Consider the following 25,338-nt stretch of genomic DNA (forward strand, 5'->3'; position numbering starts at 1 on the left):
ATTGGGAATTGGTGGTGGCAGACGCCCGGAAGGGGCTGGGGGAATTTTTCCGACGCTTCGGCGCCTCCATCTCATGCACCGGGATGTAAGGCTTTGGGAGAGTCGTCCGCTGACTCCTCTCCCAAGGCCTAACATCGCGGGCATGGATATTCCGGACGCCTCCGCTTCCCTCCAAAATTCCCCCCAGCCCCTTCCGGGCTCCTCCACGCTATTGGCAATTCAGCGTGAGTGCGGCCACTACTATACACCTGACAATTAGCAACTCTAAGCCTGAAGTTCTAGGGCGTTTCGTATTCCCTATTTACTCATATTCACTTATATTCCTTATTTATATATATTCTCCGTTCACTCATATCCTCTATTGCATATATTCCACCTTTACTTAAATTCCTTATCTCCTCCTCAATACACAATCCCCCGCGCAACACCCACGCAGGAATTCCCTCTCGGGCGATATTCGGTAAGGCTTTACAGCAGCCAGGCCAGAGACAGCTGGAGGGGCGGCGTTCGGCATGTCGAATAAGCCCCGGACTTTGTTGCTGAAAAAACTGCCCAAACGTGGTATGGGAATTTTATCTCAAATAAAATTCCCAAGAGTCTCTGAGCCGCGAAATCCCTTCAGGATTTCACGGCGAATAGACTCGGTTGCCACGTTTGGACAGTTTTTGAAGTTACAAAGTCCAGGCGAAGAGAGTCAGGCCAAACGCCGCCCCTCCGGCTGCCTCTGGCCGTCCTCCATAAAGCCACGCCATATCGCCCAATAAATTCCCTTACTCGCTCCGTATCGCCGCCAGCGGGCTCAGCCTCATTGCCCTTAGCGATGGGAAGTATCCCGCGGCCACGCCTACCAGCATTGCGAATCCCATGGACAGGATCACCAGCCACCAGGGGATGTACGAGATATTTCCATCGATGCCCATTGCCGCTCCATTGCCGGTCAGGATATTGATGACAAAGGACATCAGGAAACTTAGGATATTTCCGATGACGCCGCCGATCAGGCCTATGAATGCCGCTTCTATCAGGAACATCTGCTTGATGTTCTTCAGGCTGCAGCCCAATACTTTGATGACGCCGATCTCTTTGGTCCGTTCATAGATGGACATCATCATCGTATTGGCAATTCCGATTGCCGCAACCAGAAGGGAGACTGCTCCGATTCCTCCGAGCACGGCCTGGACGATGGCGAACTGGCCTTTCATGCTGTCCAGATATTCGGCGTTGGTCTCCACATTGTACCCCATCTCCCGGACGATTCTGGCGACGCTGTCCACACTGTCTATGTCATCCACTTTTAACTGCGCGTAAGAGTAGCAGAATTCCTTGTATGGCTTGCCAGACTTTGTCGTCGGCTGCCCGGGGATCACCCTTCCGTTAAACTCTTTTTTCAGTATCTGCTTCAAGGTATCTAGATCGCAGAATATGTTATAGTAATTGGCATTGTATTCATCCGGGCTGCCTGCAACGATTCCGCTTGCCTTTGCCACATGCTTGGCTATGGTCTTGGGCTGGGCCTGCTTCCCGTCACCGCTGTCCGAACTGCCGGAGGCTTCGCCGCCGTTCTGGCTGCCCTGGCTATAATATCCTTCCTGATCCAGGATCAGGAATACAGAATCTTTCGCCAGATCGATATCCGGCAGCCTTCCGGTCTCATAATATCCTTTTCCCGAGCCTTTCTCATTGAACATGGTCAGGACTCCATTGCCGTATACCAGGTTCAAATGCCCGGAATTTGGCTTCGGCAGGGATCCTTCCGCCAGATTGATATTCCTTGCCTCCATGGCCTCCGGCGTCGTAGCCAGGAGCTGCCCGTTGCCCTCGTAGCCGCCCTTTAGCAGTACCACCGGCAGTTCATATACCGGCGATGCCAGGGTTACATGTTCCAGTTTTGACAGCCTGGCCAGCAGCTGATCATTAATATATTTGGTTGGCTGCTCTTCTTCCTTCCTAGAGGAAGAGTACATCATAGAGTTGCCTGCCTGCGCGCCGCTTACCTTAATGGTAGTCAGGCCGCCTGACTGCTCTACCTCGCGGTACAGGGACTGCTGCATTCCAAGTCCCAATGATATCATGACGACAATGGATGCTGTGCCGATGACCACTCCGAGGACGGTCAGGAAAGTACGGAGTTTGCGCCGTTTCAGGTTGCTAGTGCTCATCCTCAGAAGGTCCATCCAATTCATCCAGCAATCCCTCCTCTTCATTTAGCATCTGCTTTTTCTTCTTTTTTCTTATGATGACAACTGTCACGGCAATCCCTGCAATGATCACTACAGCGACTGCAATCGGCACTACCGGGACTTTGCCTTGCTCTTCTTCCGGGATTTCCATCATCGCGGCATCGTCCGCGCTCATCTCTGTCACTTCCAGCTGAAGATCTTTGGTGGTTGTAGAAACTTTTCCGGCCTCATCTTCGTAACCCAGCGTCATCGTAACCTTTGCCGGCCCATTAGTTGCCTTCTTGCCTTCCAGCATCGCGTCAATCGATGCCGTCGCGCCGGATTCTACATTTCCTACAAACACTTCTTCTTTCTTAATGCCGGCCCCTTCAAAGGTAGCCTTTACATTATATAGCTTGATGCGTCCCAGATTATAGAGGCTGCAGGAAACATTTCCTTCTTCTCCCACCGCGATGGCCTGCGGACTGATATCAAAATCGCTGAATTCAAACCTGGCATCCTGCTTGACTGGGATCGAGATGCTGGAAGCCGCTTCTATCTGGGCAGCATTGGCGTCTTCATACTTCATGCCCATGTCGATGCTGTAAGGCTTCTGAAGCAGGTCAGCCTTGGCGTTGAGCTGGATGGATATATCTGCCGTTCCATTGGCCGCGATTCCGTCCAGATAAATGGAACTCGCGCCGGATGTAGGAAGGAATGCGGGAGCCATGGTCTGCTCATCCTTTCCTTCCGTCGGAGCGTTCAGATTGAACAGCATATTGCTGACTTTGGTGGACTTGGAAGTATTCTTCAGATGAATAGTCAGCGTGAAGTCGCTCCCAGCACGCACCTCCGCAGGATCCGTGGTGAATCCGGTGACAATGACCCTTGGGACAGACCCGGAGCCTTCCGAGCCGCCGCCACTGAAGGACGCCCCGCCATTGCTGAATCCACCGGCCTCGATGCCCTCATCTCCTCCGGCGTAGACGGCCTGCGGCTGGTCAGAACCTCCGCCAGGCGTGCTGTCCTTCTTTTCCTCCGGCTTCGCCGTCGTATTCACGTAGAAATTCTGGGTTACCTTAGCCTCCTGATCATCGCCAATGTATCCTTTGAATACCAGCGTGTATCTGGCGGTAGGCACATCTTCTCTCTGGGTAAATTCAAATACCACTTCCTTCTGGGAGTTGGCCGGTATGCTGATGGCTGTGCGGTAACTTTGGAAATCCGTCTGAAATGGCCATGCATCCCCGGTATCTCCCAGTTCTGGCGCTATCACTACATTTCCCATATCCTGGCCGGTATGATTGGATACCACCAGCGTCCACTTCTGGGCCTTTCCCGCCTGATATACAGGCACCTTGTTGTCCTTGGATGCGATGGATAGTTCCGGCACTGCCGCCTCCGCCTTCTGGGCAGGCACCGCCGATACCGCCACCAGGGCCGCAATAAATACTCCTGATAGTATCTGTTTTAATTTTTTCATGTCTTACATATCCTCCCTCAATATTTTTTCCCGGTTCTCTTCTATCTTAAGAATCTTTCCATCCCGGATGTGGAAGATCCTGTCTGCGTAATTCGCCAGATGCTCGTCATGGGTTACCATAACCAGCGTCTTCTTCTGCTCCCTTACCACCTTCTGCATCAGTTCCATCACTTCCTCCGAAGTGTGGGAATCCAGATTCCCGGTTGGCTCATCGGCAAATATGATCTTCGGGTCCACCACCAGCGCCCTTGCTACGCCTACCCTCTGCTGCTGCCCGCCGGACATCTGGTTGGGCAGGTGCTTCTTATGCTTCTTTAAGTTGACCAGATCCAGCATCTTGTCAGCCTTCTTCAATCGGATATCCCTTGGAATCCCACGGAAGCTTAGAGGCAGCGCCACATTCTCCACCGCGTTCATAGTCCCCAGCAGATGGAAAGACTGGAAGATGAATCCTACGTTATCGCGTCGGAACCGCACCAGCTGGTCTTCGTTCAAGGTCTCAATGTGCTGCCCTGCGATCACTACGCTTCCCTTCGTGGGCTTCTCAAGGCCTGCCAGCATATTCAGCAAGGTAGACTTGCCTGAGCCGGACGTTCCGACGATCGCGCAGAATTCGCCCTCGCAGATATCGAAATTTACCCCGTCAAGCGCTCGGACAATCTCATCCCCTACCCGGTATAACTTATACAGATCTCTTACTTCTATTACTTTTCCCATAAGCCCCTCCTGTCATATGTGTTCTAAGTATACAGTAGAAATTGAAAAACTTTCAGTAGAAAATTATGAAATATTTCTTAATATTGCATTTCTGTGAAAAAAGTATTATAATATGTCTTGTGCAGATGTAGTTCATCGGTAGAATACCAGCTTCCCAAGCTGGGGAGGCGGGTTCGATTCCCGTCATCTGCTCTTTTCCAGGCTGGGAATACAATCGTTGTGTATTCTTAGCCTTTCTTAATACGATAGCCTATGAAGGAGCGGACATGATACCAACCATCGGATTATCCATAAAAGCATTAAAAAAAGAGCCTTTTTCAGGCTCTCACTGCGGCATGAGATATTACCTTAACGCGAAGGATGATATGCTGTATGCATACATCTATTCGGAACCCTGGTGCTTTGAGGCAACCCCGGATGACCAGAAGGAGCAGAAAGACTTTCCGTTTACCCAGGACGGCCTTAATGCGGCGGTGGACTGGCTCAATGCCATTTACGAAGAAAGACGCGTCCAATTCAATAAAGCAGAAAAAGACAAGATGAAGCATTTCCTTGGAAGATAAGAAAAGCGCCGGCGTATACCGGCGCTCTTATTATGCAACACTTTCCAGCACTTCTTCCGCAATATTGCGGGCATGGTCTGAAATACGCTCCAGACACACCAGGGTATCCAGAAATACGATCCCAGCCTCCGTATTGCACTGGTTGTTCGTCAGGCGCTTGATGTGCCTGCTTCGAAGCGTGATCTCCAGATCGTCTGCCTGGGTCTCTTTTTCAATCACCTTCAAAGCCTTTTCCTTACTCTTCTCTTCAAATGCCTCCAAGGCATATTTATAACTGTCAATACATACATCCAGCATTTCTTTTAACTGGGAACTTCCGATTTCGGAGAATGCTACCTTCTTTTCATAGAGCGTCTCCGCAAATTCAGAGATATTCTCACAGTAATCGCTGATACGTTCTATATCCGACACCAGTTGAAGAAGGTGTGCCACATCTTGATGCTCTTTCTCGCTGATCTGGAGAGCGCTTAGCTTGATCGCATAGTTGGTAATGCCCGCGCTAAGCTTATCCACCGTAGTCTCTTCTTCCTTCAGGAACTGGATATCCTCATCCTTGAGCGTAAAGAGAACCGTCTTGGCAACATCCAGAGAGTCCTTTACGATCTCGCCCATACGAGCCACTTCTCTGACGGTAGACTGAAGCGCAATGCTTGGCGTCTCCAGGATACGGTCGTCCAAAAGGACCTTGCTCTTGTCCCGGGTATCCTCCTCCACGCGCCCGATCTTCTTAGCCAGCTTGATAATCCAGCCGGATACCGGGAAGAGAAGCACCGTCGTGCCAATATTAAATGCCGTATGAACAATACTGATCTCCGTCTGCGTGATGATGCCAACGCCTGCCTCCGGATGGAGGACTTCAAAGTAGACGATAGCGATCACGCTGAATATAATCGTACCAATGATGTTAAACAGCAGATGCATCAACGCGGCCGTCTTGGCGTTCTTCTTCGCGCCAAGGCTTGACAGGATTGCAGTGATACAGGTACCGATATTCTGTCCCATGATAATGTAGATAGCAGCACTGAATGGCACCAGCCCTGCTGCTGCCAGACTCTGCAGAATACCCACGGAAGCCGAGGAACTCTGGATGATCGCCGTCACAAGGGCGCCTGCCAGGATTCCAAGAAGCGGGTTATTCCCCAGTGTAACAAAGATACTGCGGAATCCTTCTGATTCCTGCAGCGGCGCTACTGCCGATGACATAGTTGTAATACCAATAAATAACAAGCCAAAGCCTACGACGATGCTGGCGATCTCTTTGGATGAGCGTCTTTTCCCGGTCAGCATGATGATCACGCCCAGCATGACCGCGATCGGAGCCAGAGTGGCCGGACTTAGGAACTTGGCCCACTCGACAGAAGATACCAGCCATCCGGTTACAGTGGTACCTACATTCGCTCCCATAATGACGCCCATAGCCTGGGTCAGATTCATAATTCCCGCATTTACAAATCCCACGACCATGACCGTAGTGGCTGAGGAACTCTGGATAACCGCGGTGATCGCGGCTCCAAGCAGCACTCCCATCAGCTTATTCTTCGTCAGCACTTCCAGCAGGGATTTCATCTTATTGCCTGCCGCATTCTCGAGGCCCTGGGCCATGATCTGCATACCATAGATGAACATTCCAAGCCCGCCTACAAAAGGTATGATGATGTTTAAGTAATTCATTGGTTTCCTCCTAATGTACAAATAAACTCACTATTTCTACAATACCATTAACAAATAGAGAAAACAACCAGTTTTTTTACTTTTTCATCTTAGGATCAAATACCATGGATGCCAGGTAGCCGAATATCAGTGCCGCCGAGATTCCAACCGCGCTGGCTTTAAAGCCGCCCAGGAAGATTCCGATAAATCCTTCTTTCTCTACCGCTTCTTTGACGCCTTTCCATAAAAGATTCCCAAACCCGGTAAGCGGAACGCTTGCCCCGGCTCCGGCGAAGTCCTGGAACGGCTGGTACAGCTGCAAGGCTCCCAGAACGGCTCCGCCGCACACCAGAAGCACCATGATGCGTCCCGGCATCAGTTTCGTCCGATCCAGCAGGATCTGCACCAGAGCGCAGATCAATCCTCCGATCAAAAATGCTTTTAAATAATCCATACTTTTCTCCTTCCTGCTAGCAATGTTCCAGCACGATTCCATGGGCGATTCCCGGCACGCTGGCACCTTCGTTGAAGCTGACGGTGGACATCAGCGCTCCCGTGGGGACAAATAGGATCCGCTTCCATTCCCCCTTGATCAGTTTCGGAAGGATATAGGCCGACAGCGTAGTGGCCGCGCAGCCGCAGCCGCTTCCCCCCGCGTGGGTGTCCTGCGTCTGCTGGTCAAAGATGGTCATGCCGCAGTCCATATGGTTCTTCTTGATGTCATACCCTCTGCCTCTCATCAGATCGAACAGAATACTCTGACCTACATATCCCAGATCCCCGGTAATAATCCGGCTGTAATCTTCCGGCGCGTATCCAAAGTCTTCCAGGTTCTGGATGATGGTGTCGCAGGCTGCTGGCGCCATACAGGCTCCCATGTTCTGGGAATCCTTAAGACCATAGTCCACAATCTTGCCGATGGTGACTCCGGTTATCCTCACGTGGCTTCGCTTTTTTCCCAGTATAAAGGCCCCGCTTCCGGTCACCGTCCACTGTGCGGACAGCGGCCTCTGGTTCGCGTATCCAAGCGGAAAACGGAATTCCTTCTCCGCGCTTCCAAAATGGCTGGAAGTAACTGCCATCATATAATCCCCATAGTTTCCCGCAACGCTCATAGATGCGAGTGCCAGAGCTTCCCCTGCCGTAGAGCACGCCCCAAACAGTCCAAACATAGGGATTCCCAGCCCCTCTACTCCAATTGACGTGGCAATTCCTTGGCGCAGCAAGTCTCCGCCAAAGAGATATCTGATGTCTGCAGGCTCCAGATGCTCTTTCCCCATCGCCAGAAGGCACGCTTCCTTCTGCATAGTGCTCTCCGCCGCTTCCCAGGTGTCCTCGCCAAAGAGATCTTCGCTCTCTACCATATCGAACATCTTGCCCAGAGGTCCTTCTCCCTCCTTTTTTCCTACCACGGAAGCGCTGCTGATCAAAAATGGAGATTCCTCGAATTGAATGCTTTGCTGTCCTTTTATCATATTAAAATACCCCGCTTATCTTCAATATCCAGTAGCCAAGCCCCAGTAGCCAGCTGGTAAATATTCCATACAGGATGACCGGGCCTGCAATGGTAAAGATCTTGCAGCCGATGCCCATGACCTGTCCTTCTTTCTTGTATTCGATCGCTGGAGCGGCCACAGAGTTGGCGAATCCGGTAATGGGTACCAGCGCGCCGGCACCTCCCCATTTCGCTATCCCTGGGTAAATGTTAAACCCTGTCAGAAGGACGCTTAAAAGAACGAGTATCATGGAGGTCCATCCTCCGCTGATATCCTTATCAAGTCCTGATTTATCGCAGAAATTAAGGATTGCCTGTCCGATCACGCAGATGGCTCCGCCGGTCACAAAAGCCTTTGCCATATTGGCCGGAAGATTGTGGACCGGCGTCTTCTGTTTTACATAATTTTCGTATGCTTGCTGCTGTCTTTGCTTATCCAATTTTGTTTCCTCCATAATCATTTAATTCCTACCACCGGTTGAAGAAGAATATGAATGCTCCGATTCCTTTTCCCAGCGCCATTCCCAATATAATATAGGGAATGCAGCGAAGAAGCTTGATCCTGCGGATAAAGATCGGGAACAGATTCAATATCTCTGCCAGCGCCATGGACCAGCACCCTACGAAGATTCCCCCGAACAGGCCAAAGATTGGCACAAGCCACCCGCCATGGGGAATCGAGATCTGATAGATAAAAAATATGTTCCCCAGAATTCCTCCCAGGGCCACGCTGTCTTCATACAGAAGGATATGCTCTCCGGTATGGGTCCTGTCCGCAAAGTCGGATACAACGCCCAGCCCGATCACAAAGGAAAACAATCCCCCTGCAACCGCCACGCCGGCGCTAAGACCGATGATTGCCAGTAGTATTTGTGCTGCCCACATCCAGTTCTTTCTCCTTTCTGGAATATGTCTCTATCAGGGTCGTCTGGATATCATTCTCATATAAACGCATTTCCACTTCCATAGGAGTTGGGTCTACCGAAAACTTCTTTTTTCCAAAATGATTGAAAAATGTCAGTATTCCTATCGTAAGTCCAATACAGTAAGTCAGTTCCAGAATCGTAAATCCGCTGTTCGTCTTGCCAGTGACCAGTTCATAAATCTGTGAGAACATCTTGGTCGTCCCCACGTCATTGTTGAACGCCATAATGGAGAATGCCGCGCCGATAAAGCTGATGATCACCACGCCCACCACCTTCATCAGGTGCACGGCGCCTCCGGCAGTCTGCTGCTCCTCATAGGTAACGATAAAGTCTGCTTCTCCCATGCTCTGGACATCCATATTGGGAAACTGCTCATGGATGCATTCAATAACCCTCAGGATGGACACCGTGGTTCGATTCTGGTGCTTCTTATCCGTATGATGGAACTTTAAAAGCTTGATCGTATTCAGTTTTGGAACTACGGACGGATTCGCGCATTCCATAGTCACTACGTCGCCAAGGGTTACTTCCGCCTTGGTGACCTCTACATTTCTATCCGCCTTTATATATACGGTTTCGCTATTTGCCGCCATAACTACCCCCTGCTTTCCATACTGACTGTCACGAGCGTGCCCTCACTTACATGATTCCTGCTCTTGACATCGCCGAAATAATAGATAAATCCTATGATGATCGCGGCCGCTACGACGCAAATCAGGCACACCCTGAGTTTTTTCCTTGCCTCATCCATACTTTCCACCTTCTTTATTCCTTTTGTGGGTTAGTATGGATGGTTTCGGGAAAAATATACATGGCGTGCCTGTCATATTCGTTCTCTAAGATTTTTTAAAATTTTCTTTTCCATCCTGGATACCTGGACCTGGGATATGCCCAGTTCCCTGCCTACCTGGGTCTGGGTCTGGTTGGCAAAACACCTCAGATAGATCAGCTGCCTCTCGTCTTTGTCCAGATAATTCAGCAATTGCTGAAGCAGCATGTGATTCAGGATCTTGTCCTCTCCGCCTTCCTTCTCCGGCAGTTTGTCCATCAGGCGGATCTCCTGTCCTTCCTTCTGGTAGATCGGCTTATGGAGGGACTCGATATCGCCGCTGGCATCCAGTGCCATGGTTAGTTCCTCGCGCTCTACATTGAGGCTCTCTGCTATTTCAGTAATCGTAGGATCTCTGCCCCATTGCTCCTGCAGCCTTTCCTGGCACAGATATGCCTTGTATGCCAGTTCTTTCAGCGAACGGCTGACCTTGATCATCCCGTCGTCTCTCAGAAAGCGCTTGATCTCCCCGGATATCATCGGGACGGCATACGTAGAAAATTTCACGTCGTAAGACATGTCAAACTTGTCTATGGCCTTTAGAAGTCCGATGTTCCCGACCTGGAACAAATCTTCCGCCTCTACGCCCCTGTTATAGAATCTTTTTACAATGCACCATACAAGGCCTGCATTTTCCTCCACTAATCGTGCTCTTGCTTCTTCATCCCCGTCGTGAGACTTCTGAATTAAAGCGATTGTGTGGTCCATAGTCTACGTCCTTTTCCAATTGTTTTTTCCATCTTTACCGTTGTTCCTTTGCCCGGGACTGATTCCACTTCCAGCTTATCCATAAAGGCTTCCATAAAAGAGAATCCCATTCCCGACCGCTCCAATTCCGGCTTCGTGGTAAAAAGCGACTCCATCGCCTGCTTGACATCCTCGATTCCCTTCCCTTCATCTTCAATTTCAAGATAGAGGGTCTTGCCTTCTGTGCGGCAGCGGATATAGATGTTATGTACTTCGCTCTCATATCCATGGATGATGGCGTTGGTCACCGCCTCCGACACCGCCGTCTTTACATCCGATACCTCTTCCACCGTAGGATTAAGGGATGTCATAAAGGCCGCTACCGTCACCCTGGCAAAGGATTCATTGGATGAGCGGCTGTCAAAGATTAACTGCATTTCATTGGTATTCTCCATCTACTTCTCCTCCTCATATATCTGCATTATTTTTGTGACACCAGACATGGTCAATATCTTCTTCATTCTTTCATTCGCGTGCACCGCGCACACCTCTCCTCCCAGCATATAGATTCTTTTATAGCGCCCCATGATCACTCCGATTCCTGAACTGTCCATAAAATTTGTTTCCGCAAAATCAAAGATGACATAGCGGATGTGGTTGCGCTCGATCAGATGGTCCGACTCCTTTCTGATTTCTTCCGCATTGTGGTGGTCCAGTTCATGCGGAAGAAATACCGTCAGACAATTCTCCTGTACCTGATACTTCATATTCATCCTCCTTTTTATTTTGTCCTTTCGACGCAAAAAGGATATGCAATCCCAGATTGCATATCCTTCTCTTTCGTATCGTAGTTATTATTCTCCTGTACCGCTTTGTCCATCGTCCTGCCCGCCATCCTGCGCTTTGCCGGAATTCTGGGCATCCAGCGCCTGCTGGGCGGCCTCGGCCGCATCCGTTGACGGATAAGACTCTATAATCTTCTGGTATTTGACGTTTGCCTGGTCCTGGTCTCCTTTTTTCTCATAAGACTGTGCCAGAAGCAGCATGGCTGCCCCGTCATTATATCCTTCGTCCATCTTCATAACCTGTTCCAGGTTCGTGATAGCCGTATCATAGTTGGCTACTTCAAAGTTCTGCTGCGACGTTGCAAACAGGTTCGTGCACATCCGGGGGTATAAGTCCCCGGTAATCTCCTCGAATCGCTCTCTCCCCACAGTTCCCAGGGAATCCGGATTCACTTTCAGAAGTTCCTCCAGCATGGCCGCATCGCTCATATCATTCTTGTTGACATGGGCGCTGATATTCATGACAATCTCGTAACTCTCCTGTGTAGAGGCCGCAGTGGCCTGGGCGCTCTCGGTCTCCTCGCTGGTGGAGCGGTAATCTTCCAGTTCCTTCTTAAGGGCGCTGATCTGTGCCTTCTGTGTGGCGATCTGATCGCTGAATTCCACGGTCTGGCGGTTAATCTTATCCTGCCTGGAAGCCGTGATGGCCGGCATGATCAGAAACCACATGACTGCCACGCCTACCACCAGCCCGATCGCTATATTGACGATCGTATGAAGCCCCGCGTTATCCTTGTAACTGGAAGATACCGGCTGGATGATCGTCTCATTTCCTATATTATAGGTAACCGTCTGCTGCTCTTTTCCTTCTTTTTCTTTGATCTTGGCTGTCCTCGACTTGCGCACCTGATTCAGCTCATGCATATAGCGCAGCGTGATCTCGTCCGTCTTGTCCAGCTTATGGGCAATCCTGATGGATTGGCGGGCCTTGGAATACTGTTCCGTATCCAGATAAATCAAGGTCAGAAGCTGATAGGCCTTCACAAAGTTAGGGTGGATCGCCACCGCCTTCTTCAGCTGGATCACAGCCAGGTCCTCGCCGCCCTGCTGGCAGTAGCCGAGAGCCTGGTTAAACCGTTTGACTGCCTGGTTGATCGCCTCCAGCTCGCCCTGGGTCTCCTGAACCTTCTGAATATAGTAATTCGCTATATTTTCATGGGACTGGAAATTCTTGCTCAGAATCCATTCTACCAGCGCTTCTATCACATCGCCTCTGCCGTAATAGACGAGTCCAAGCAGATTCCTGGCAGCTATATTAGCCCTATTATATTGTAAGCTGCGCTTAAGCGATGCGACCGCTCCCGACAGATCCCGGATATTGGCCTTCTTCAATCCGTCGTTATACCAGTAGTTCGACTGGTACGCCAGTTTTGTTGTATAATCCATATACTACCCTCTGTACTCTTCTACTTGGTTTGTTCAATCATCTCACGTAAAATGTCCGTCATATCCGTCAAGTCTTCCTGATAGACAGCATCCTCTATATCTTCCACTTCCAGGCTCGGCTGGAATTTCTTCAATTCTTCTTCAAAATTAAGCATGGTAACCGCCTCCTGCCAGTAACTTCTTTACCATTCCTACAAGGTACAACGAGCCAAGACAAAAGATGTCGCCATCGTCCACCCGCTCGCTTTCCGCTTTTTCTAACGCTTCTTTCAGGCTCCCGGCTCTATACACCTTCTTCCTGGTATATTTCTTAAATAGGCGCTCCAGTTCTTCTGCCGGAACCCTTCTCTTGTCTTCAATCTCCGTGACGATATACGTGCTGGCATTCATATTCCTGCACAGGTATTCTATCATCTGCTCATATTTCTTATCCGACACGGCCGAAAAGATGATGACCGGACCTTCTCCTTCATCCGCGCCAAGCGCTTTTACGCTTTCTGCGAACGCCTCCACGGCTCCCGGATTGTGCGCTCCGTCGATGACAAGATGCGGGGCCACCCGTTCCATCCTGCCTTCCCAGTGCATAGATCCGATCGCATCCACCCAGCGGCTTTTATGGATCATCTCATCCTTGAGGAGATACTCGGCTGCCTCCAGGGCTATCTGGGCATTCATGACCTGATAGCATCCACAGATCGGCACTCGGTAGATAACATCTTTATCATACGCATTTGCCCGGGAAAATGCAATATATTTCCAGTTAACTTCTCGGATTTCGTACGCATTTTTCGAGATTTCTCTACAGGGCGCATGCATCTTTGCGGCTGTCTTTTGGATGACTTCGCAGGCCGAAGGATTGCTTGCGTCGAAAAAAACCGGAACGCCCGGCTTGATAATCCCGGCCTTTTCCGCCGCGATCTCTTCGATCGTATCTCCCAGGATATCTGTGTGGTCCAGGCTTATGGACGTGATCACCGCAAGCGCGGGATGCTCGATATAATTGGTGGCATCCAGCCTTCCGCCGATGCCGGTTTCCAGGATGATATATTCCACATCCGTCCTGGCAAATGCCGTCATCCCCATGCCAAGAAGGAATTCGAAATAAGAGGGATGATCCAATCCCTCTTCTTCCATCTGCCTTGCCATCCCCTGCACCTGGCCGAACGCTTCAAGGAATGCTTCATTGTCTATCTGTATATTGTCCATGCGAATCCGCTCATTGATGGATACCAGATGGGGGGAGGTAAAGAATCCGGTGTGCTTTCCTTCCGCCATCAGGATGGCCTGAAGATATGCGCACACCGATCCTTTTCCATTGGTTCCTGCCACATGAACGATCTTGCGGTCAGAGGCCGGATTCCCAAGCCTTCTTAAGAACTCCCTGACATGATCCAGGGAATGCTTCTTCGTAAACTTGGGAAGTTCCTCTATATATGCTACTGCCTCATCATATGTGAATCCTGCTGCCATCATCTTACTCGTCTCCATCCGTCTGCTCTACCCAGGACTTGGTCTTATCAGTTGCAGTTCCTTCCTGGAGGATCAGCTGCCCATCCTGGTAAATATATTCATCAGATGAACGGAAGATGGTATTGCTTGAGCCCACCTGGCTGACCACGATTACATCTCCGTTGACCAGTTCTGTCTCCGAGATGTCAATCCTTGTATTGTTCAAGAAACTGCTCTTTTGCTTTTCTCCGTTTACATAGACTTTGCTGGACTTCGTAAAGTTCTCTCCATACAGGCTATAGCCGCCATCCAGATGCGGCACCACGTTCTTCAGCGATACATCCTTGATGCCCATCACCATGTGGCCTTCCGTTATTGGCGGCTTGCCGTCGTATACGTACTGTTTTCCATACAGGATGTCATACTGCAGAAGTTCCAGGTCGGCCAGATAATTCTTGGTCTTTCTTCTCTCCTGGTGATAATTGAATACCGTTCCGGAATGAATATCCAGGCGGTCAAATACATCCGCCATGATCTGGTAGGACGGAACATTGCGGTCCTCTTTTGGAAGTCCGATGTTATCCCAGATTACATAATTCGTGTTGTAAAGATAACGCCCTTTCAGATCTTCCGCCTTCAGTCCCATAGTAGGAAGATGGTCTCCGTAGAATACGATGACGGAGGGCTCTCCCCGGTCTTCCACGGCTTTCACAAGATTCCCCGCGAACTGGTCCATCTCATAGACTTGGTTCACATAGTACTCCCACTTGTTCTTCGTTGCCTCGTCCTCGATCCCCTCCACCTGGATGGCGGGATTTTCAAGCACCTTTTCTTCCGGATAGTCGCCATGGCCCTGCACGCTGACGGCGAAGACAAAGTCTCTTCCATCCGTGGTATTCATAGAGTCCATCACATGCTGCACCAGAATATCATCTTTGGCCCATCCATTCTCCGTGGTCTGCAGAATGTTCATGAACTCCTTGCTGGTAAAACTGTCAAAGCCAATATTATTAAATACTCTTGCCCTGCTGTAGAAGTTTCCTCCGTTATTATGGAGCGCGTGGGTTCCATACCCAAGCGCTGCCAGGGCAGTCGCCGCGCTCTCGCTGGTCTGATCCTTAAGAACCGTCTTATAGGGATATTCTCCAGGCCCGAAATACCTCAGGTTCATGCCTGTCAGCACTTCGAATTCTGTATTTGCCGTGCCAGCTCCTACGGACGGCACCTTAAAGTAACCGGATGAATAATTCTTGTACATCTCATGCAGGTTTGGACATGCGTCCTGGGAAGTAGTAAAGAATTCGGCTTCATCCACGTCAAAGTAAGACTCCAGCTGAACGAAGATGATATTCGGAAGTTCTTCCTCTGTACGGCCCGTCTCATTCTTGGTGATCTCTCCGTTATTGCTGATCTTGGCAATCGTCTCTTTGCTATAGTCGTTCGGTTCCGTAATGCCTGTATTAAAAAGGCTTGCCATAAAGCAGTATGGAAGGCCATAGTCTTCATAGGCAAATGCAATATTTCCAAAATAGGTGGATACCACCCGCTTCTCTACCGCCAGGTCGGATGCGAAGCCATATGCCACGAAGCAGATGACGATGCCCACCAGGGCCCACACGCGGCGTATCTTTCCCTCATACTGGCCTCCCCGCTTCCACATGGAGATCACCCATATGATAACGGAGACGATGCCGATAATCAGGACGGTCAGTTCAAATCCATTAAAGTAGTTATTGATCAGGGTAAGTCCGTCTTTCGCTACCTTAAGATCCTGGGCGTTAAAAGGCGTAACCCGCTTCATAAGCATATATCCGTTTGCCACGCCCAGGACCATCCACAGCACGCTGATGATGATGCGGACGAATACCCTTCGCTTGAACAGATAGACGATGGAAAATGTGATGAATATCATAAAAGCATTGTACAAAAACACCATTGGCGTCCCTGTCATATAATTCCAGGCCTCGAACACCGAATGTCTGGATATCGCTTCTATGGCAAAATTAATGATACATGCCAGCAGCGCATGGAACACCAGGGAAAACCGGTTCATAAACGCATAGACCGGCTTCATCTTCCTGGCAAAGGCGCTGTTGCGGCGTTCCTCGATAATCCGGGCCCGCCGCTCCCTTCTTGCCTTCCATGCTGCCTTCACATCTTCTTTCTTCAGATTTTTCAGTTTATGAAACGCCCCTTTGATATCAGGCTTCTTAATATGGATTTTCTTCATAATATCCCCTTATGACTATTTTGCTTTTAGCCCCGCAAGCCTTTCTTTGACCTGCTCCATCATCTGTTTATATGTCTCGAGCTTGTCGCGTTCCTCCTGAACTTTTGCCTCCGGCGCCTTGCTTACGAATCGTTCATTGTTCAGCATTCCGGATGCACGGGCAATCTCTTTTTCAAGCCTTGCCTCTTCCTTGCTCAGGCGCTCGATCTCCTGCTCAAAATCAATCAGTTCTTCCAATGGCAGATATACGGTTGCGTCCGGCACTACGATAGATACCGCGTCATCCGCGATGCCCGTCTTATCATGCTGGAGAACCAGATCATTGACTGCTGCCATAGACTGGGCGGAATTCCTTAAGAATTCCAGTCCCGCGCAGAGCTGTTGATCCTCGCATACCACATAGGCGGTTGCCTTCCTGGAGTTCGGCACGTTCATCTCTGCACGCACGTTCCGGATTCCCCGGATAATCTCTTTGTAATGCTCTACAATAGTTTCCGCGATCGGATAGTTCCACTTCTCATCATACTTTGGCCATTCGGACATCATAAGAGACTCTTCTTCCGGCACCAGCTTGCCGTAGATCTCCTCTGATACGAACGGCATATATGGATGCAGAAGCTTCAGCGACTTCTTCAGCACTTCCCGCAGCGTCCACATCGCGTCATTGGCTGACTTCGGATCTTCCTCTGCATGATAGATACGGTATTTTGCAATCTCGATATACCAGTCGCAGAATTCGTCCCACATAAAATCATAGATTTTGGCCAGCGCGATTCCCAGTTCAAACTTATCCATATTCTCGGTTACGTCTTTTACCAGGTTATTGCACTTGGACATGATCCAGCGGTCTGCCGGGCGTAATTTGAAATCGGTCGGCTCCGTGATCTCCTTATCTTCTATATTCATCATAATGAAACGGGACGCATTCCATACCTTGTTGGCAAAGTTCCGGCTCGCCTCCACCCTTTCATTGTAGAAACGCATGTCATTGCCCGGCGCATTTCCGGTAATCAGAGTCATACGCAGGGCATCCGCGCCATACTGCTCGATAATTTCCAGCGGATCGATGCCGTTGCCCAATGACTTGCTCATCTTGCGGCCCTGGGAGTCTCTTACCAGGCCGTGGATAAATACGGTATGGAACGGAGATTTCCCGGTATGGGCATATCCGGAGAATACCATGCGGATTACCCAGAAAAAGATGATATCGTATCCGGTCACCAGAACATCCGTAGGATAGAAGTAATCCAGATCCTCTGTCTTCTCCGGCCATCCCAATGTTGAGAACGGCCACAGCGCAGAACTGAACCAGGTATCCAGGGTATCCTCATCCTGGGTAAAATGCGTGCATCCGCACTTCGGGCATTTCTCCGGCACGCCGCGGGATACGACGATCTCGCCGCACTCATCACAGTAGTAGGCCGGAATCCTGTGCCCCCACCAGATCTGCCTGGATATGCACCAGTCACGGATATTCTCAAGCCAATGCAGATAGATCTTATCAAAACGCTCTGGCACGAACTTAAGATCGCCATTCTTCACCGCCTCGATGGCCGGCTTCGCAAGTTCTTCCATCCTTACGAACCACTGCTGCTTAACCATTGGCTCTACCGTCGTATGACAGCGGTCGTGGGTACCTACATTATGGGAATGAGGAACTATTTTCACCAGGTAGCCTTGCTCTTCCAGTTCCTTAACCATTACCTTTCTTGCTTCATAACGTTCCATTCCGGCGTACTTGCCGCCATTTTCATTGATGGTGGCATCGTCATTCATCACATTGATCTCCGGAAGGTTATGGCGCTTGCCCACCTCGAAGTCGTTCGGGTCATGAGCCGGCGTGATCTTAACCGCTCCGGTACCAAATTCCTTGTCTACATAATAATCCGCTACGATCGGAATCTCCCGGTTCACCAGCGGAAGGATTGCTTTCTTTCCTACCAGGTCTTTGTAGCGTTCGTCATCCGGATGTACTGCGATCGCAGTATCGCCCAGCATCGTCTCGGGACGGGTGGTGGCAATTTCCAGATAGGCATCGCTGCCTACGATAGGATACTTGATGTGCCAGAAGTTTCCGTCCTGCTCTTCATGCTCTACCTCCGCATCCGAGAGAGAGGTCTTGCACACCGGGCACCAGTTGATGATCCTGGAGCCTCTGTAAATATATCCTTCTTCGTAAAGTTTGATGAATACTTCCTCTACTGCCTTGGAGCATCCCTCATCCATGGTAAAGCGCTCTCTGTCCCAGTCGCAGGATACGCCTAACTTCTTAAGCTGGCCCTCGATCGTACCTGCATATTCCTCTTTCCACTGCCAGGTCCGCTCCAGGAACTTCTCGCGTCCCAGTTCCTTCTTGTCAATTCCTTCTTCTTTCAACTGGTTGGTAACCTTTACTTCTGTAGAGATCGCCGCATGGTCTGTCCCAGGAACCCATAGCGCGTTGTATCCCTGCATCCTCTTATAACGGATCAGGATATCCTGCAGCGTATTGTCAAGCGCATGGCCCATATGCAGCTTGCCGGTAATATTCGGCGGCGGCATCACCGTAGTAAACGGCTTCCTGCTCCTGTCCACTTCGGCATGGAAATACTTGTTCTCACACCATTTCTCATATAACTTAGATTCAATCTCCTTTGGGTTGTAGGTTGTCTCTAACTTCTGACTCATAGTTTCCTCCTCATAAATCGTGTCTTACACATCTCTTCACAGTTTTTTCACATTTTACTGTAATGAAAACGCCCTTTACATTACGTAAAGGGCGATTGTAGTCGCGGTACCACCTTTATTATATAGAAGAAACTTCCTCTATACATCTCATCTTATTCTTTAACGGGAACGACTCCGGGACCATCTAGCACCATTCGGGAGCCCGTATGGATGTTCAACAGTCCGGCTCGGAAGCTACCTTCTGCATCTCTGTCTTCAAGCGCCTTTCAGCCTCCGGGCCACTCTCTCTTTCGAAAACGAACTTATGCATACTCCTCTTCTTCAATGCCTTTACGTATAAACTATTGAATATCATAGCCATCGAAAAGTATTTTGTCAAGGAGTTTAAGGAATTTTCAGAAAGTCTTAAGGGTTTGCCGCTACCTTGCGCGCTTTCTTGAAACTGCCATGATTCCAGCCCCTAATGCTGCCAATAATACCAGCAGGTATGCAACTGCATGCGACTCGTCTCCGGTCTTGACAGTTCCGCTTATTCCGTTCGCATTGCCTGTCCCGTTCGTATTGCCTGTTCCTGATGCGCCTGCTGCCTTGAATGTGCATTTTACCTCTTCGCTGGTTCCTGATGCGCTCAGTCCATTTTCATCCGTAATCGTTACTTTAACAGAATAGTTTCCACCCTCTGTCACTTTCAGCAGGGAATTTTCCTGATCCTTGATGACCTTGCCATCTTTGTACCATTCGTATTTGCACGGAACTCCCTTTAAATCATGGCTTACAACCGCTGTCAAGGTGATCGTCTCGCCAGCCTTGGCCTCAGTCTTGTCCGCCTTAATCGTAACCTCAGGAGTGTTCAATGTCCACTTGGCTGCAAGCGTAAGAGCCTCTTCCACCTTATCATCCGCCATGTTCCACTCCGTATCCGTTCCATACTTAAGCCATCCGGAATGTGTATAGCCTGTCCTGGACAGCCCTGGCACTTCTGCCGGATCGATTGCGCTGCCTGGCAGCACCCAGGTACTGTATACTATCGTATCAGACTTTCCGTCTGTAAAGTTTACCCGCAGCATATCCACCCACTCAAGGTTCTGGGGATTTGCCTTGTCCTGTATAAGGCCGATCGGGCTTGGATAGCTTGCAGCGGCTGATTTAAATGCGTTTAGATCCGGGGATACCCCTGCTGCATATCGAATTACATCTCTTCCGATTACATAGTTATTATCCGCGACAAGCACTGGCTGAGTCGGAGCAAATGCGCCTGTTACATCTATCACCGCGCCCTTATGCATGTTTTCACCAGCATCGTCTATATCCTGCAGATAGACTTCGCCGGAGATCGTCGGAGATCCGCTTAATCTTAACTCTGGAAATACGATATCATTTCCCCACCAGTCTCCTCTAAGCGCAATTGCTTCTCCATCGCCATCCCCAGCCGTGTTGCCAGAGAGTTCTCCGCCTTTGATCTCTATGCAGACGCCCAGCTTATCATAAGGCGCATCCGCAGCATCATCGCTTCTTGCATCCCAGGCCAAGATTGCTCCACCGTTGCCGCCCGCAGCATTTCCCTTAATAGCGCCGCTTGTCATTGCCAGCCTGGTAGTCAGGTCATAGGAAGAGTATGATCCATAACCGTCGTTGCCAATATAGATTCCGGCTCCGTTGCGGATTGATGTATTATTCTCAACGTCCGTGCCATTTAGATATACCTGTGCATTGATGATACAGATTCCGGCTCCATAATATGCGCTGTTGTTCTCAATGGTTCCACCATTCAGATTCACTGTCGCGCCGTCATGCGCGAAAATGCCACCGCCGCCTTCATTCGCATTCGTATTGCCTGTGATCGTTCCGCTCTCCATCGTAAACTTGGCCCCGTGCTCCACATCAAGCGCGCAAAAGCCGTTGTTCTTAAGCGTCGTGCCCTTGAACGTCAGCTGACCGCCATCATGAACCCAAAGTAACGGACTGGCCTCTGCTACCGCCGCATTGTCCTTGTTTCCATCCACGGTCACATTTTCAAATGTTATATTGTCGCTTCCGTCGATCTCAAAAAGATGCCTCAAGCCCATTGGCCTGCCGCTGTTGTCATAACTGGCATCTCGCACGATCGTTACGTTCTTTACCGTCATCTTGCTATTACTAATCTCTATCGCGCAAGATTCGCCGCATATGACGATGGTGCCGCCTTCTCCGGCCAATTCATAAGCCTTGGCAAATGTCCTTACTGCCTTGGTCTTGTCCGTGCCGTCATTGGCATCGTCTCCAGAGTTTGTATCCAGAAACGCTGCTGTCTGTGCTTTTGCAGACTTTAAGACAGCCTTATTCCCGACTGCGTTTCCCGCATCTGCATCCGCCTTCTTTTCCTCATCTTTTGCAGCCTCATCGGATACCCCTGAAGCATCTGCGGCAACCTCGCCTTCTGCTTTCGGCGCTTCCTGCTTAACTGCATCGCCTCCCTCATTTTCTTCTACATTGACCCCTTCTGAATTATCATTGTCATTCCCTTCTGCAAGAACACCGCCTGGCACCATCGTAAATGCCATAGAAAGGGATAGAAGAAGCACCAAAAGGCATTTCTTCACTTTACTCCTTTGCATTATAAATCCTCCTTTATTCTGTATTCCTATTATACAATAACAAAGTGTTACAATTTTTTGTCCATTTTTACCATAGTATCCCTATAATTACGGTTTTTTTGATTAATTTTGTTGATTTTCATGAAACAGAAATTTGGTTCTGTAATTGTGCAAATTTTCCAAATGTTTGTCGAATAATATATAGACCTGTCGAATATACCCATGGTACAATAATAGATAGGCAGCGAGCGTGCTGCCTGCTATACCAAGGAATGAATCATCAGGGAGGGATCAATTATGAAATGTCCACATTGCGGCGCAGACGTGACAGGCGATACCTGTGAATTCTGTGGCCAGAAAGTAATCGTAAAAGACCAGGGCAGCACGGCGAATCATACCGCCGCCGGAGGATATGCCGGGTATGACCCTAATAATCCAGGCGCCTGGACGCCATCAGGCCCGCCGCCGGAGAAATGGTATGAGAAGACCTGGGTCATCATACTCTTCTTAATCTTCTTATGGCCGATAGGGCTATTCTTAATGTGGCGTTATAAGAAGAACTGGGGAAAGGTGGCAAAGATCGTCATCACCGTCGTAGTGGCGCTCTGCGTGCTGTACTCCTGTACGTCGCCGGATAAGCCGGATACGGATAAGACAGCCGTACCTAAGACTACTACAGTCAAGGATACGGCTAAGGCTGAGCCAAAGAAGGACGAGCCGAAAGAAGAGATTGTAAAAGAACACTATGAACTTGACCTATCCGCAGGTAATTATACCGCTGGCAAGGATATTCCGATCGGAACCTATAATATTACAGCGACTTCCGGAACCGGAAATGTATCTTCTTCCAACATGTTCTCCGGCGGGCTCAATGAAGTCATGAGCCCGGACGATGACGGAATCTCCCAGCAGTCCTTTAATGGGCTTAAAATGAAGAAGGACGTAGTCCTTACGGTCGGCGGGGATGTCGTCATACATCTGGTCGCCGAGGATGCGCAGACAGGCACGGTCGAAGCAAGAGGCGAGGCTTCCGGAAGCCCGATAGACCTTCCGGCCGGGAACTACACGGCAGGCACGGAATTTCCTGCCGGCATCTACACCGTGATCGCCACAGGAGGCACCGGAAATGTATCTTCTTCTAATATGTTCGATGGCGGGCTCAACGAAGTCATGGGACAGGAAGGCTTTGGAGTTACCCAGTATAACAATGCCGTCTTCACCGAAGGCGTAACATTAACCGTATCAGGCACTTCCATCCAGCTGGTTCCTGTAGGAGAATAATAAGCATATGAAAATCAGCCCTCGCCTTTCACGTAATGTGAAAGGCGAGGGCTGTTGTTATGCTGCCTCTATCTACTATTAAAACTGTCTTGCGCGTCTTCTTAAGACAACCACGGTTCCAGCGCCTAATGCTGCTAACAGTACCACAAGGTACAGAATGCCTTGTGCTTCATCGCCGGTCTTAACCGAGCCATTCGTTCCGTTATTGCCTTTTCCATTGCTTCCATTTCCTGCATTGCCGGATGCTGATGCCTGGTCTGAGAATGTGCATTTTACTTCCTTGCTCATTCCTTCTGCTGTCAGGCCTTCCGCATCGGTAATCATAACCTTAACGGAATAATTTCCATTTTCTGTAACTTTTAATGTAGAGCCTGTCTCTCCCTTGATCTCTTTGCCGTCTTTATACCATACATAGGTACAAGGCAGTCCTTTGATGTCATGGCTGGCAATAGCCGTCAGCGTGATCGTCTCGCCTGGCTTTGCTTCTGTCTTATCAGCCTTGATGGTGACCTCAGGAGCATTCAGCTTCCAAACTGAAGTCAAAGTCATCTCATTGGTTACCACATCATTCGCCATATCCCATTTGTTTCCATCCGGGTCTGTCCAGCCGTCCAGCGTGTAGCCCTTGCTTGTCATCTCCGGGATGCTGGCCGGGTTGATAACGCTTCCTGGAGTTGCCATAATCTTCTCCTGAGAAGAATCTTTTCCTACAAGCCATATTGGAACCTCGTCTCCCCACTCAAGCACCTGAGAATTGGCCTCATCTCGTCTTATGCCCAGAGTATCCCATCCTGACACAAAAACGCTCAGATCAGGAGTAACACCGTCTACATATTTGATGATATCTCTTCCGACTATGCCATTGTCATCTGTCACTATGACCGGATCAGATGGCATGAACTCTCCTGTCACGTCTATCATCGCGCCCTTGTTAACATCCTTATGCTCCTGCAGATATACATCGCCAGAGATCGTCGGAGCGCCGCTCAGTCTTAAATTGGAATAACTTACATCGCCATTGTAATATCCTCTAAGCGCGATAGCGCTTCCATCCGATTCGGATGTATTATCTGAAATGGTTCCGCCGCTTATATCTATGATCACGCCACAGTCGTCTCCAGGAGCGCTAGCAGCGTCACTGCCTCTGCAATCCAAAGCCGAAATTGCTCCGCCAACCCGGCCGGCTGTATTATTCGTTATAGAGCCACCGGTCATTACGAGTTTGGCGCTATGCACATCTGTTGCAGATGACCCGCTATAATTGTCATTAACCATGTAGATCGCGCCGCCCTCTTTGGTTGTTGCCGTATTATTCTTAATCTCCGTTCCATTCAGGTATACTGTGCCGGTGCTGATATAGATTCCGCCACCCCCTATGGCACTATTTCCTTCTATGGTTCCTCCGTTCAGGTAAGCTACGCCGCCATCATTTACACGCATTCCTCCGCCGTATTCCCAGTCGCCGCTAGGATCATACTCGTTATTTCTGATGCTGCTGCTGCCTTCCATCGTAAATTTGCCGCCAGTACCACAGTCAACTCCCCAGCAGCCGTTATTCTCTATGATCGTATCGATGATCGTCAATTCGCTGAAAAAGCCAACGTAAACCAACGGACTATTTGTTGGCGCTACTTTAGCGTTCGCCTTGTTACCGTCTATGGTTACATTGGTAAACGTTACATTTCCCTCAATTTCGATAACTTCTGATCCCCAATCCATTTTGCTGGTATCATAATCATCATCCAGCTTGATCGTCACATCACTCAGATCGTGATTTACCCGGATCCAATAGGTAGTGTCGCAGATAATGATTGTTCCGCCTTTGCCTGCCAGTTCATATGCCTTGTCAAATGTTTTTACCGGCTTATCCTTTGACAATCCATCGTTGCTGTCGCTTGCTCCAGCGCTTATGGCATCATTCAGATAAATGGTGTTTCCTTCTGCTTTCGCTTCTATACTCTTGTCAGAATCCTGGTTCCCGGCATCCCCTACTGCCCTAAGCACGGCCTTATTCTGTACTTTCCCCTCATTGGAAGAATCCTTATTCTCCTCTTTAGAAGAATCCTTATTCTCCTCCTTAACGGCCTCCGATACCTTCTTATCCGTATCTTCTGCCTCTTTCTTGTCTTCTGCCTTATTTTGCCCCTCCCCTTGGGCATCTTCTACCTTAGGCTCTCCTGAGCCTTTTCCATCAATCTCTTCTGCGCGCACTCCGCTTGGCAGCATGGCTAACGACACAGTAAGAGAAAGAACAAGCGCCAGAAGGCATTTCTTGACCTTATTCCTCTGCATTTCTTTTCCTCCTGTTTCAGAAATTCCTCCAATTTTCAGACGAATTCCCTTAAATTTTATACTTCTATCAAATTTTACCAAATCGCTGAAACATTCTATATGTTTT

At 49.5% G+C, this 25,338-nt stretch carries 22 protein-coding genes, 1 tRNA gene and 1 other annotated feature; of the genes, 3 read left to right on the forward strand and 20 right to left on the reverse strand.

The annotated features are described in order from the left end of the window. Positions 1 to 770: 770 nt before the first annotated feature. From K0036_RS15815 to K0036_RS15825, 3 genes are read right to left on the reverse strand one after another with little or no spacing between them, the layout of a single operon-like run. The gene (locus tag K0036_RS15815; protein ID WP_220430147.1) at positions 771 to 2,183 is read right to left on the reverse strand and encodes an ABC transporter permease; all 1,413 of its coding nucleotides are present in this window, start codon (positions 2,181 to 2,183) and stop codon (positions 771 to 773) included. Beyond that, the gene (locus K0036_RS15820; protein WP_220430148.1) at positions 2,149 to 3,642 is read right to left on the reverse strand and encodes a COG1361 S-layer family protein; all 1,494 of its coding nucleotides are present in this window, start codon (positions 3,640 to 3,642) and stop codon (positions 2,149 to 2,151) included. Before K0036_RS15820 ends, K0036_RS15815 begins: the two co-directional genes overlap by 35 nt. A gap of 3 nt (positions 3,643 to 3,645) precedes the next feature. Beyond that, positions 3,646 to 4,359 (reverse strand): ABC transporter ATP-binding protein, encoded by a 714-nt coding sequence (locus tag K0036_RS15825; protein WP_025642148.1) that lies wholly within the window; start codon positions 4,357 to 4,359, stop codon positions 3,646 to 3,648. 121 nt (positions 4,360 to 4,480) lie between these two features. Here K0036_RS15825 and K0036_RS15830 point away from each other — a divergent pair. Together K0036_RS15830 and K0036_RS15835 are read left to right on the forward strand one after the other, a co-directional pair. Next, positions 4,481 to 4,551 (forward strand) — tRNA-Gly (locus tag K0036_RS15830). Positions 4,552 to 4,625: 74 nt separating this feature from the next. Further along, a complete protein-coding gene (locus K0036_RS15835) occupies positions 4,626 to 4,922 on the forward strand; it encodes a hypothetical protein (RefSeq protein ID WP_025642146.1) in 297 nt (98 codons plus the stop codon). 30 nt (positions 4,923 to 4,952) lie between these two features. Here K0036_RS15835 and K0036_RS15840 read toward each other — a convergent pair whose 3' ends face one another. The 16 genes from K0036_RS15840 to K0036_RS15910 all read right to left on the reverse strand — a co-directional run bounded on the left by K0036_RS15840 (position 4,953) and on the right by K0036_RS15910 (position 21,680). After that, positions 4,953 to 6,593, reverse strand: a complete 1,641-nt coding sequence (locus K0036_RS15840; protein ID WP_025642145.1) for a Na/Pi cotransporter family protein — start codon at positions 6,591 to 6,593, stop codon at positions 4,953 to 4,955. A gap of 76 nt (positions 6,594 to 6,669) precedes the next feature. Continuing rightward, positions 6,670 to 7,026 carry a stage V sporulation protein AE gene (spoVAE, locus tag K0036_RS15845; RefSeq protein WP_025642144.1) on the reverse strand — a complete coding sequence of 119 codons (357 nt, stop codon included), beginning with the start codon at positions 7,024 to 7,026 and terminating at the stop codon, positions 6,670 to 6,672. 16 nt (positions 7,027 to 7,042) lie between these two features. Next, on the reverse strand, positions 7,043 to 8,047 hold the full coding sequence (locus K0036_RS15850; RefSeq protein WP_025642143.1) for a stage V sporulation protein AD: 1,005 nt from the start codon (positions 8,045 to 8,047) through the stop codon (positions 7,043 to 7,045). 1 nt (position 8,048) lies between these two features. Continuing rightward, positions 8,049 to 8,522, reverse strand: a complete 474-nt coding sequence (locus tag K0036_RS15855) for a SpoVA/SpoVAEb family sporulation membrane protein (RefSeq protein WP_044955170.1) — start codon at positions 8,520 to 8,522, stop codon at positions 8,049 to 8,051. A gap of 13 nt (positions 8,523 to 8,535) precedes the next feature. Next, positions 8,536 to 8,952, reverse strand: a complete 417-nt coding sequence (locus tag K0036_RS15860) for a stage V sporulation protein AB (protein WP_173694472.1) — start codon at positions 8,950 to 8,952, stop codon at positions 8,536 to 8,538. Further along, positions 8,912 to 9,586, reverse strand: coding sequence for a stage V sporulation protein AA (locus K0036_RS15865; protein WP_025642140.1), 675 nt, complete (start codon positions 9,584 to 9,586; stop codon positions 8,912 to 8,914). Before K0036_RS15865 ends, K0036_RS15860 begins: the two co-directional genes overlap by 41 nt. A 2-nt stretch (positions 9,587 to 9,588) precedes the next feature. After that, positions 9,589 to 9,744, reverse strand: a complete 156-nt coding sequence (locus tag K0036_RS15870; protein ID WP_196813506.1) for a hypothetical protein — start codon at positions 9,742 to 9,744, stop codon at positions 9,589 to 9,591. A gap of 72 nt (positions 9,745 to 9,816) precedes the next feature. Beyond that, complete coding sequence (locus tag K0036_RS15875) at positions 9,817 to 10,530, reverse strand: SigF/SigG family RNA polymerase sporulation sigma factor (protein ID WP_220430149.1); 714 nt, start codon at positions 10,528 to 10,530, stop codon at positions 9,817 to 9,819. Then, entirely contained in the window at positions 10,509 to 10,964 is a 456-nt protein-coding gene (gene spoIIAB, locus K0036_RS15880) for an anti-sigma F factor (RefSeq protein WP_220430150.1), read from the reverse strand. Before spoIIAB ends, K0036_RS15875 begins: the two co-directional genes overlap by 22 nt. Further along, positions 10,965 to 11,276, reverse strand: a complete 312-nt coding sequence (gene spoIIAA, locus K0036_RS15885) for an anti-sigma F factor antagonist (protein WP_009248197.1) — start codon at positions 11,274 to 11,276, stop codon at positions 10,965 to 10,967. 87 nt (positions 11,277 to 11,363) lie between these two features. Beyond that, entirely contained in the window at positions 11,364 to 12,740 is a 1,377-nt protein-coding gene (locus K0036_RS15890) for a tetratricopeptide repeat protein (protein ID WP_025642133.1), read from the reverse strand. Between the two features lie 20 nt (positions 12,741 to 12,760). After that, a complete protein-coding gene (locus K0036_RS19180; RefSeq protein ID WP_004607343.1) occupies positions 12,761 to 12,895 on the reverse strand; it encodes a hypothetical protein in 135 nt (44 codons plus the stop codon). Continuing rightward, the gene (locus K0036_RS15895) at positions 12,888 to 14,228 is read right to left on the reverse strand and encodes a bifunctional folylpolyglutamate synthase/dihydrofolate synthase (protein ID WP_220430151.1); all 1,341 of its coding nucleotides are present in this window, start codon (positions 14,226 to 14,228) and stop codon (positions 12,888 to 12,890) included. The genes K0036_RS19180 and K0036_RS15895 overlap by 8 nt, the downstream gene beginning before the upstream one ends. Beyond that, entirely contained in the window at positions 14,215 to 16,419 is a 2,205-nt protein-coding gene (locus K0036_RS15900) for an LTA synthase family protein (protein ID WP_173694475.1), read from the reverse strand. Before K0036_RS15900 ends, K0036_RS15895 begins: the two co-directional genes overlap by 14 nt. Positions 16,420 to 16,434: 15 nt before the next feature. Further along, positions 16,435 to 19,086, reverse strand: coding sequence for a valine--tRNA ligase (locus K0036_RS15905; protein ID WP_025642123.1), 2,652 nt, complete (start codon positions 19,084 to 19,086; stop codon positions 16,435 to 16,437). Positions 19,087 to 19,170: 84 nt separating this feature from the next. Further along, positions 19,171 to 19,420, reverse strand: a binding site (T-box leader). Positions 19,421 to 19,505: 85 nt separating this feature from the next. Next, positions 19,506 to 21,680, reverse strand: a complete 2,175-nt coding sequence (locus tag K0036_RS15910; RefSeq protein ID WP_025642121.1) for a PKD domain-containing protein — start codon at positions 21,678 to 21,680, stop codon at positions 19,506 to 19,508. A gap of 276 nt (positions 21,681 to 21,956) precedes the next feature. On the opposite strand from K0036_RS15910, the gene K0036_RS15915 reads away from it, so the two are divergent. After that, on the forward strand, positions 21,957 to 22,940 hold the full coding sequence (locus K0036_RS15915) for a hypothetical protein (protein WP_025642119.1): 984 nt from the start codon (positions 21,957 to 21,959) through the stop codon (positions 22,938 to 22,940). A gap of 78 nt (positions 22,941 to 23,018) precedes the next feature. Here the strand turns inward: K0036_RS15915 and K0036_RS15920 are convergent, their stop codons facing one another. Next, entirely contained in the window at positions 23,019 to 25,232 is a 2,214-nt protein-coding gene (locus tag K0036_RS15920) for a PKD domain-containing protein (protein ID WP_025642118.1), read from the reverse strand. Between the last annotated feature and the right edge of the window lie 106 nt (positions 25,233 to 25,338).

Origin of the sequence: [Clostridium] scindens, from assembly GCF_019597925.1 — a bacterium.
GTDB lineage: Bacteria > Bacillota > Clostridia > Lachnospirales > Lachnospiraceae > Clostridium_AP.

Bases quoted from the DNA above. Each gene is read 5' to 3' on its own strand.
- K0036_RS15815 (WP_220430147.1), bottom strand. From the start codon at position 2,183: ATGAATTGGATGGACCTTCTGAGGATGAGCACTAGCAACCTGAAACGG.
- K0036_RS15820 (WP_220430148.1), bottom strand. From the start codon at position 3,642: ATGAAAAAATTAAAACAGATACTATCAGGAGTATTTATTGCGGCCCTG.
- K0036_RS15825 (WP_025642148.1), bottom strand. From the start codon at position 4,359: ATGGGAAAAGTAATAGAAGTAAGAGATCTGTATAAGTTATACCGGGTA.
- K0036_RS15835 (WP_025642146.1), top strand. From the start codon at position 4,626: ATGATACCAACCATCGGATTATCCATAAAAGCATTAAAAAAAGAGCCT.
- K0036_RS15840 (WP_025642145.1), bottom strand. From the start codon at position 6,593: ATGAATTACTTAAACATCATCATACCTTTTGTAGGCGGGCTTGGAATG.
- spoVAE (WP_025642144.1), bottom strand. From the start codon at position 7,026: ATGGATTATTTAAAAGCATTTTTGATCGGAGGATTGATCTGCGCTCTG.
- K0036_RS15850 (WP_025642143.1), bottom strand. From the start codon at position 8,047: ATGATAAAAGGACAGCAAAGCATTCAATTCGAGGAATCTCCATTTTTG.
- K0036_RS15855 (WP_044955170.1), bottom strand. From the start codon at position 8,522: ATGGAGGAAACAAAATTGGATAAGCAAAGACAGCAGCAAGCATACGAA.
- K0036_RS15860 (WP_173694472.1), bottom strand. From the start codon at position 8,952: ATGTGGGCAGCACAAATACTACTGGCAATCATCGGTCTTAGCGCCGGC.
- K0036_RS15865 (WP_025642140.1), bottom strand. From the start codon at position 9,586: ATGGCGGCAAATAGCGAAACCGTATATATAAAGGCGGATAGAAATGTA.
- K0036_RS15870 (WP_196813506.1), bottom strand. From the start codon at position 9,744: ATGGATGAGGCAAGGAAAAAACTCAGGGTGTGCCTGATTTGCGTCGTA.
- K0036_RS15875 (WP_220430149.1), bottom strand. From the start codon at position 10,530: ATGGACCACACAATCGCTTTAATTCAGAAGTCTCACGACGGGGATGAA.
- spoIIAB (WP_220430150.1), bottom strand. From the start codon at position 10,964: ATGGAGAATACCAATGAAATGCAGTTAATCTTTGACAGCCGCTCATCC.
- spoIIAA (WP_009248197.1), bottom strand. From the start codon at position 11,276: ATGAAGTATCAGGTACAGGAGAATTGTCTGACGGTATTTCTTCCGCAT.
- K0036_RS15890 (WP_025642133.1), bottom strand. From the start codon at position 12,740: ATGGATTATACAACAAAACTGGCGTACCAGTCGAACTACTGGTATAAC.
- K0036_RS19180 (WP_004607343.1), bottom strand. From the start codon at position 12,895: ATGCTTAATTTTGAAGAAGAATTGAAGAAATTCCAGCCGAGCCTGGAA.
- K0036_RS15895 (WP_220430151.1), bottom strand. From the start codon at position 14,228: ATGGAGACGAGTAAGATGATGGCAGCAGGATTCACATATGATGAGGCA.
- K0036_RS15900 (WP_173694475.1), bottom strand. From the start codon at position 16,419: ATGAAGAAAATCCATATTAAGAAGCCTGATATCAAAGGGGCGTTTCAT.
- K0036_RS15905 (WP_025642123.1), bottom strand. From the start codon at position 19,086: ATGAGTCAGAAGTTAGAGACAACCTACAACCCAAAGGAGATTGAATCT.
- K0036_RS15910 (WP_025642121.1), bottom strand. From the start codon at position 21,680: ATGCAAAGGAGTAAAGTGAAGAAATGCCTTTTGGTGCTTCTTCTATCC.
- K0036_RS15915 (WP_025642119.1), top strand. From the start codon at position 21,957: ATGAAATGTCCACATTGCGGCGCAGACGTGACAGGCGATACCTGTGAA.
- K0036_RS15920 (WP_025642118.1), bottom strand. From the start codon at position 25,232: ATGCAGAGGAATAAGGTCAAGAAATGCCTTCTGGCGCTTGTTCTTTCT.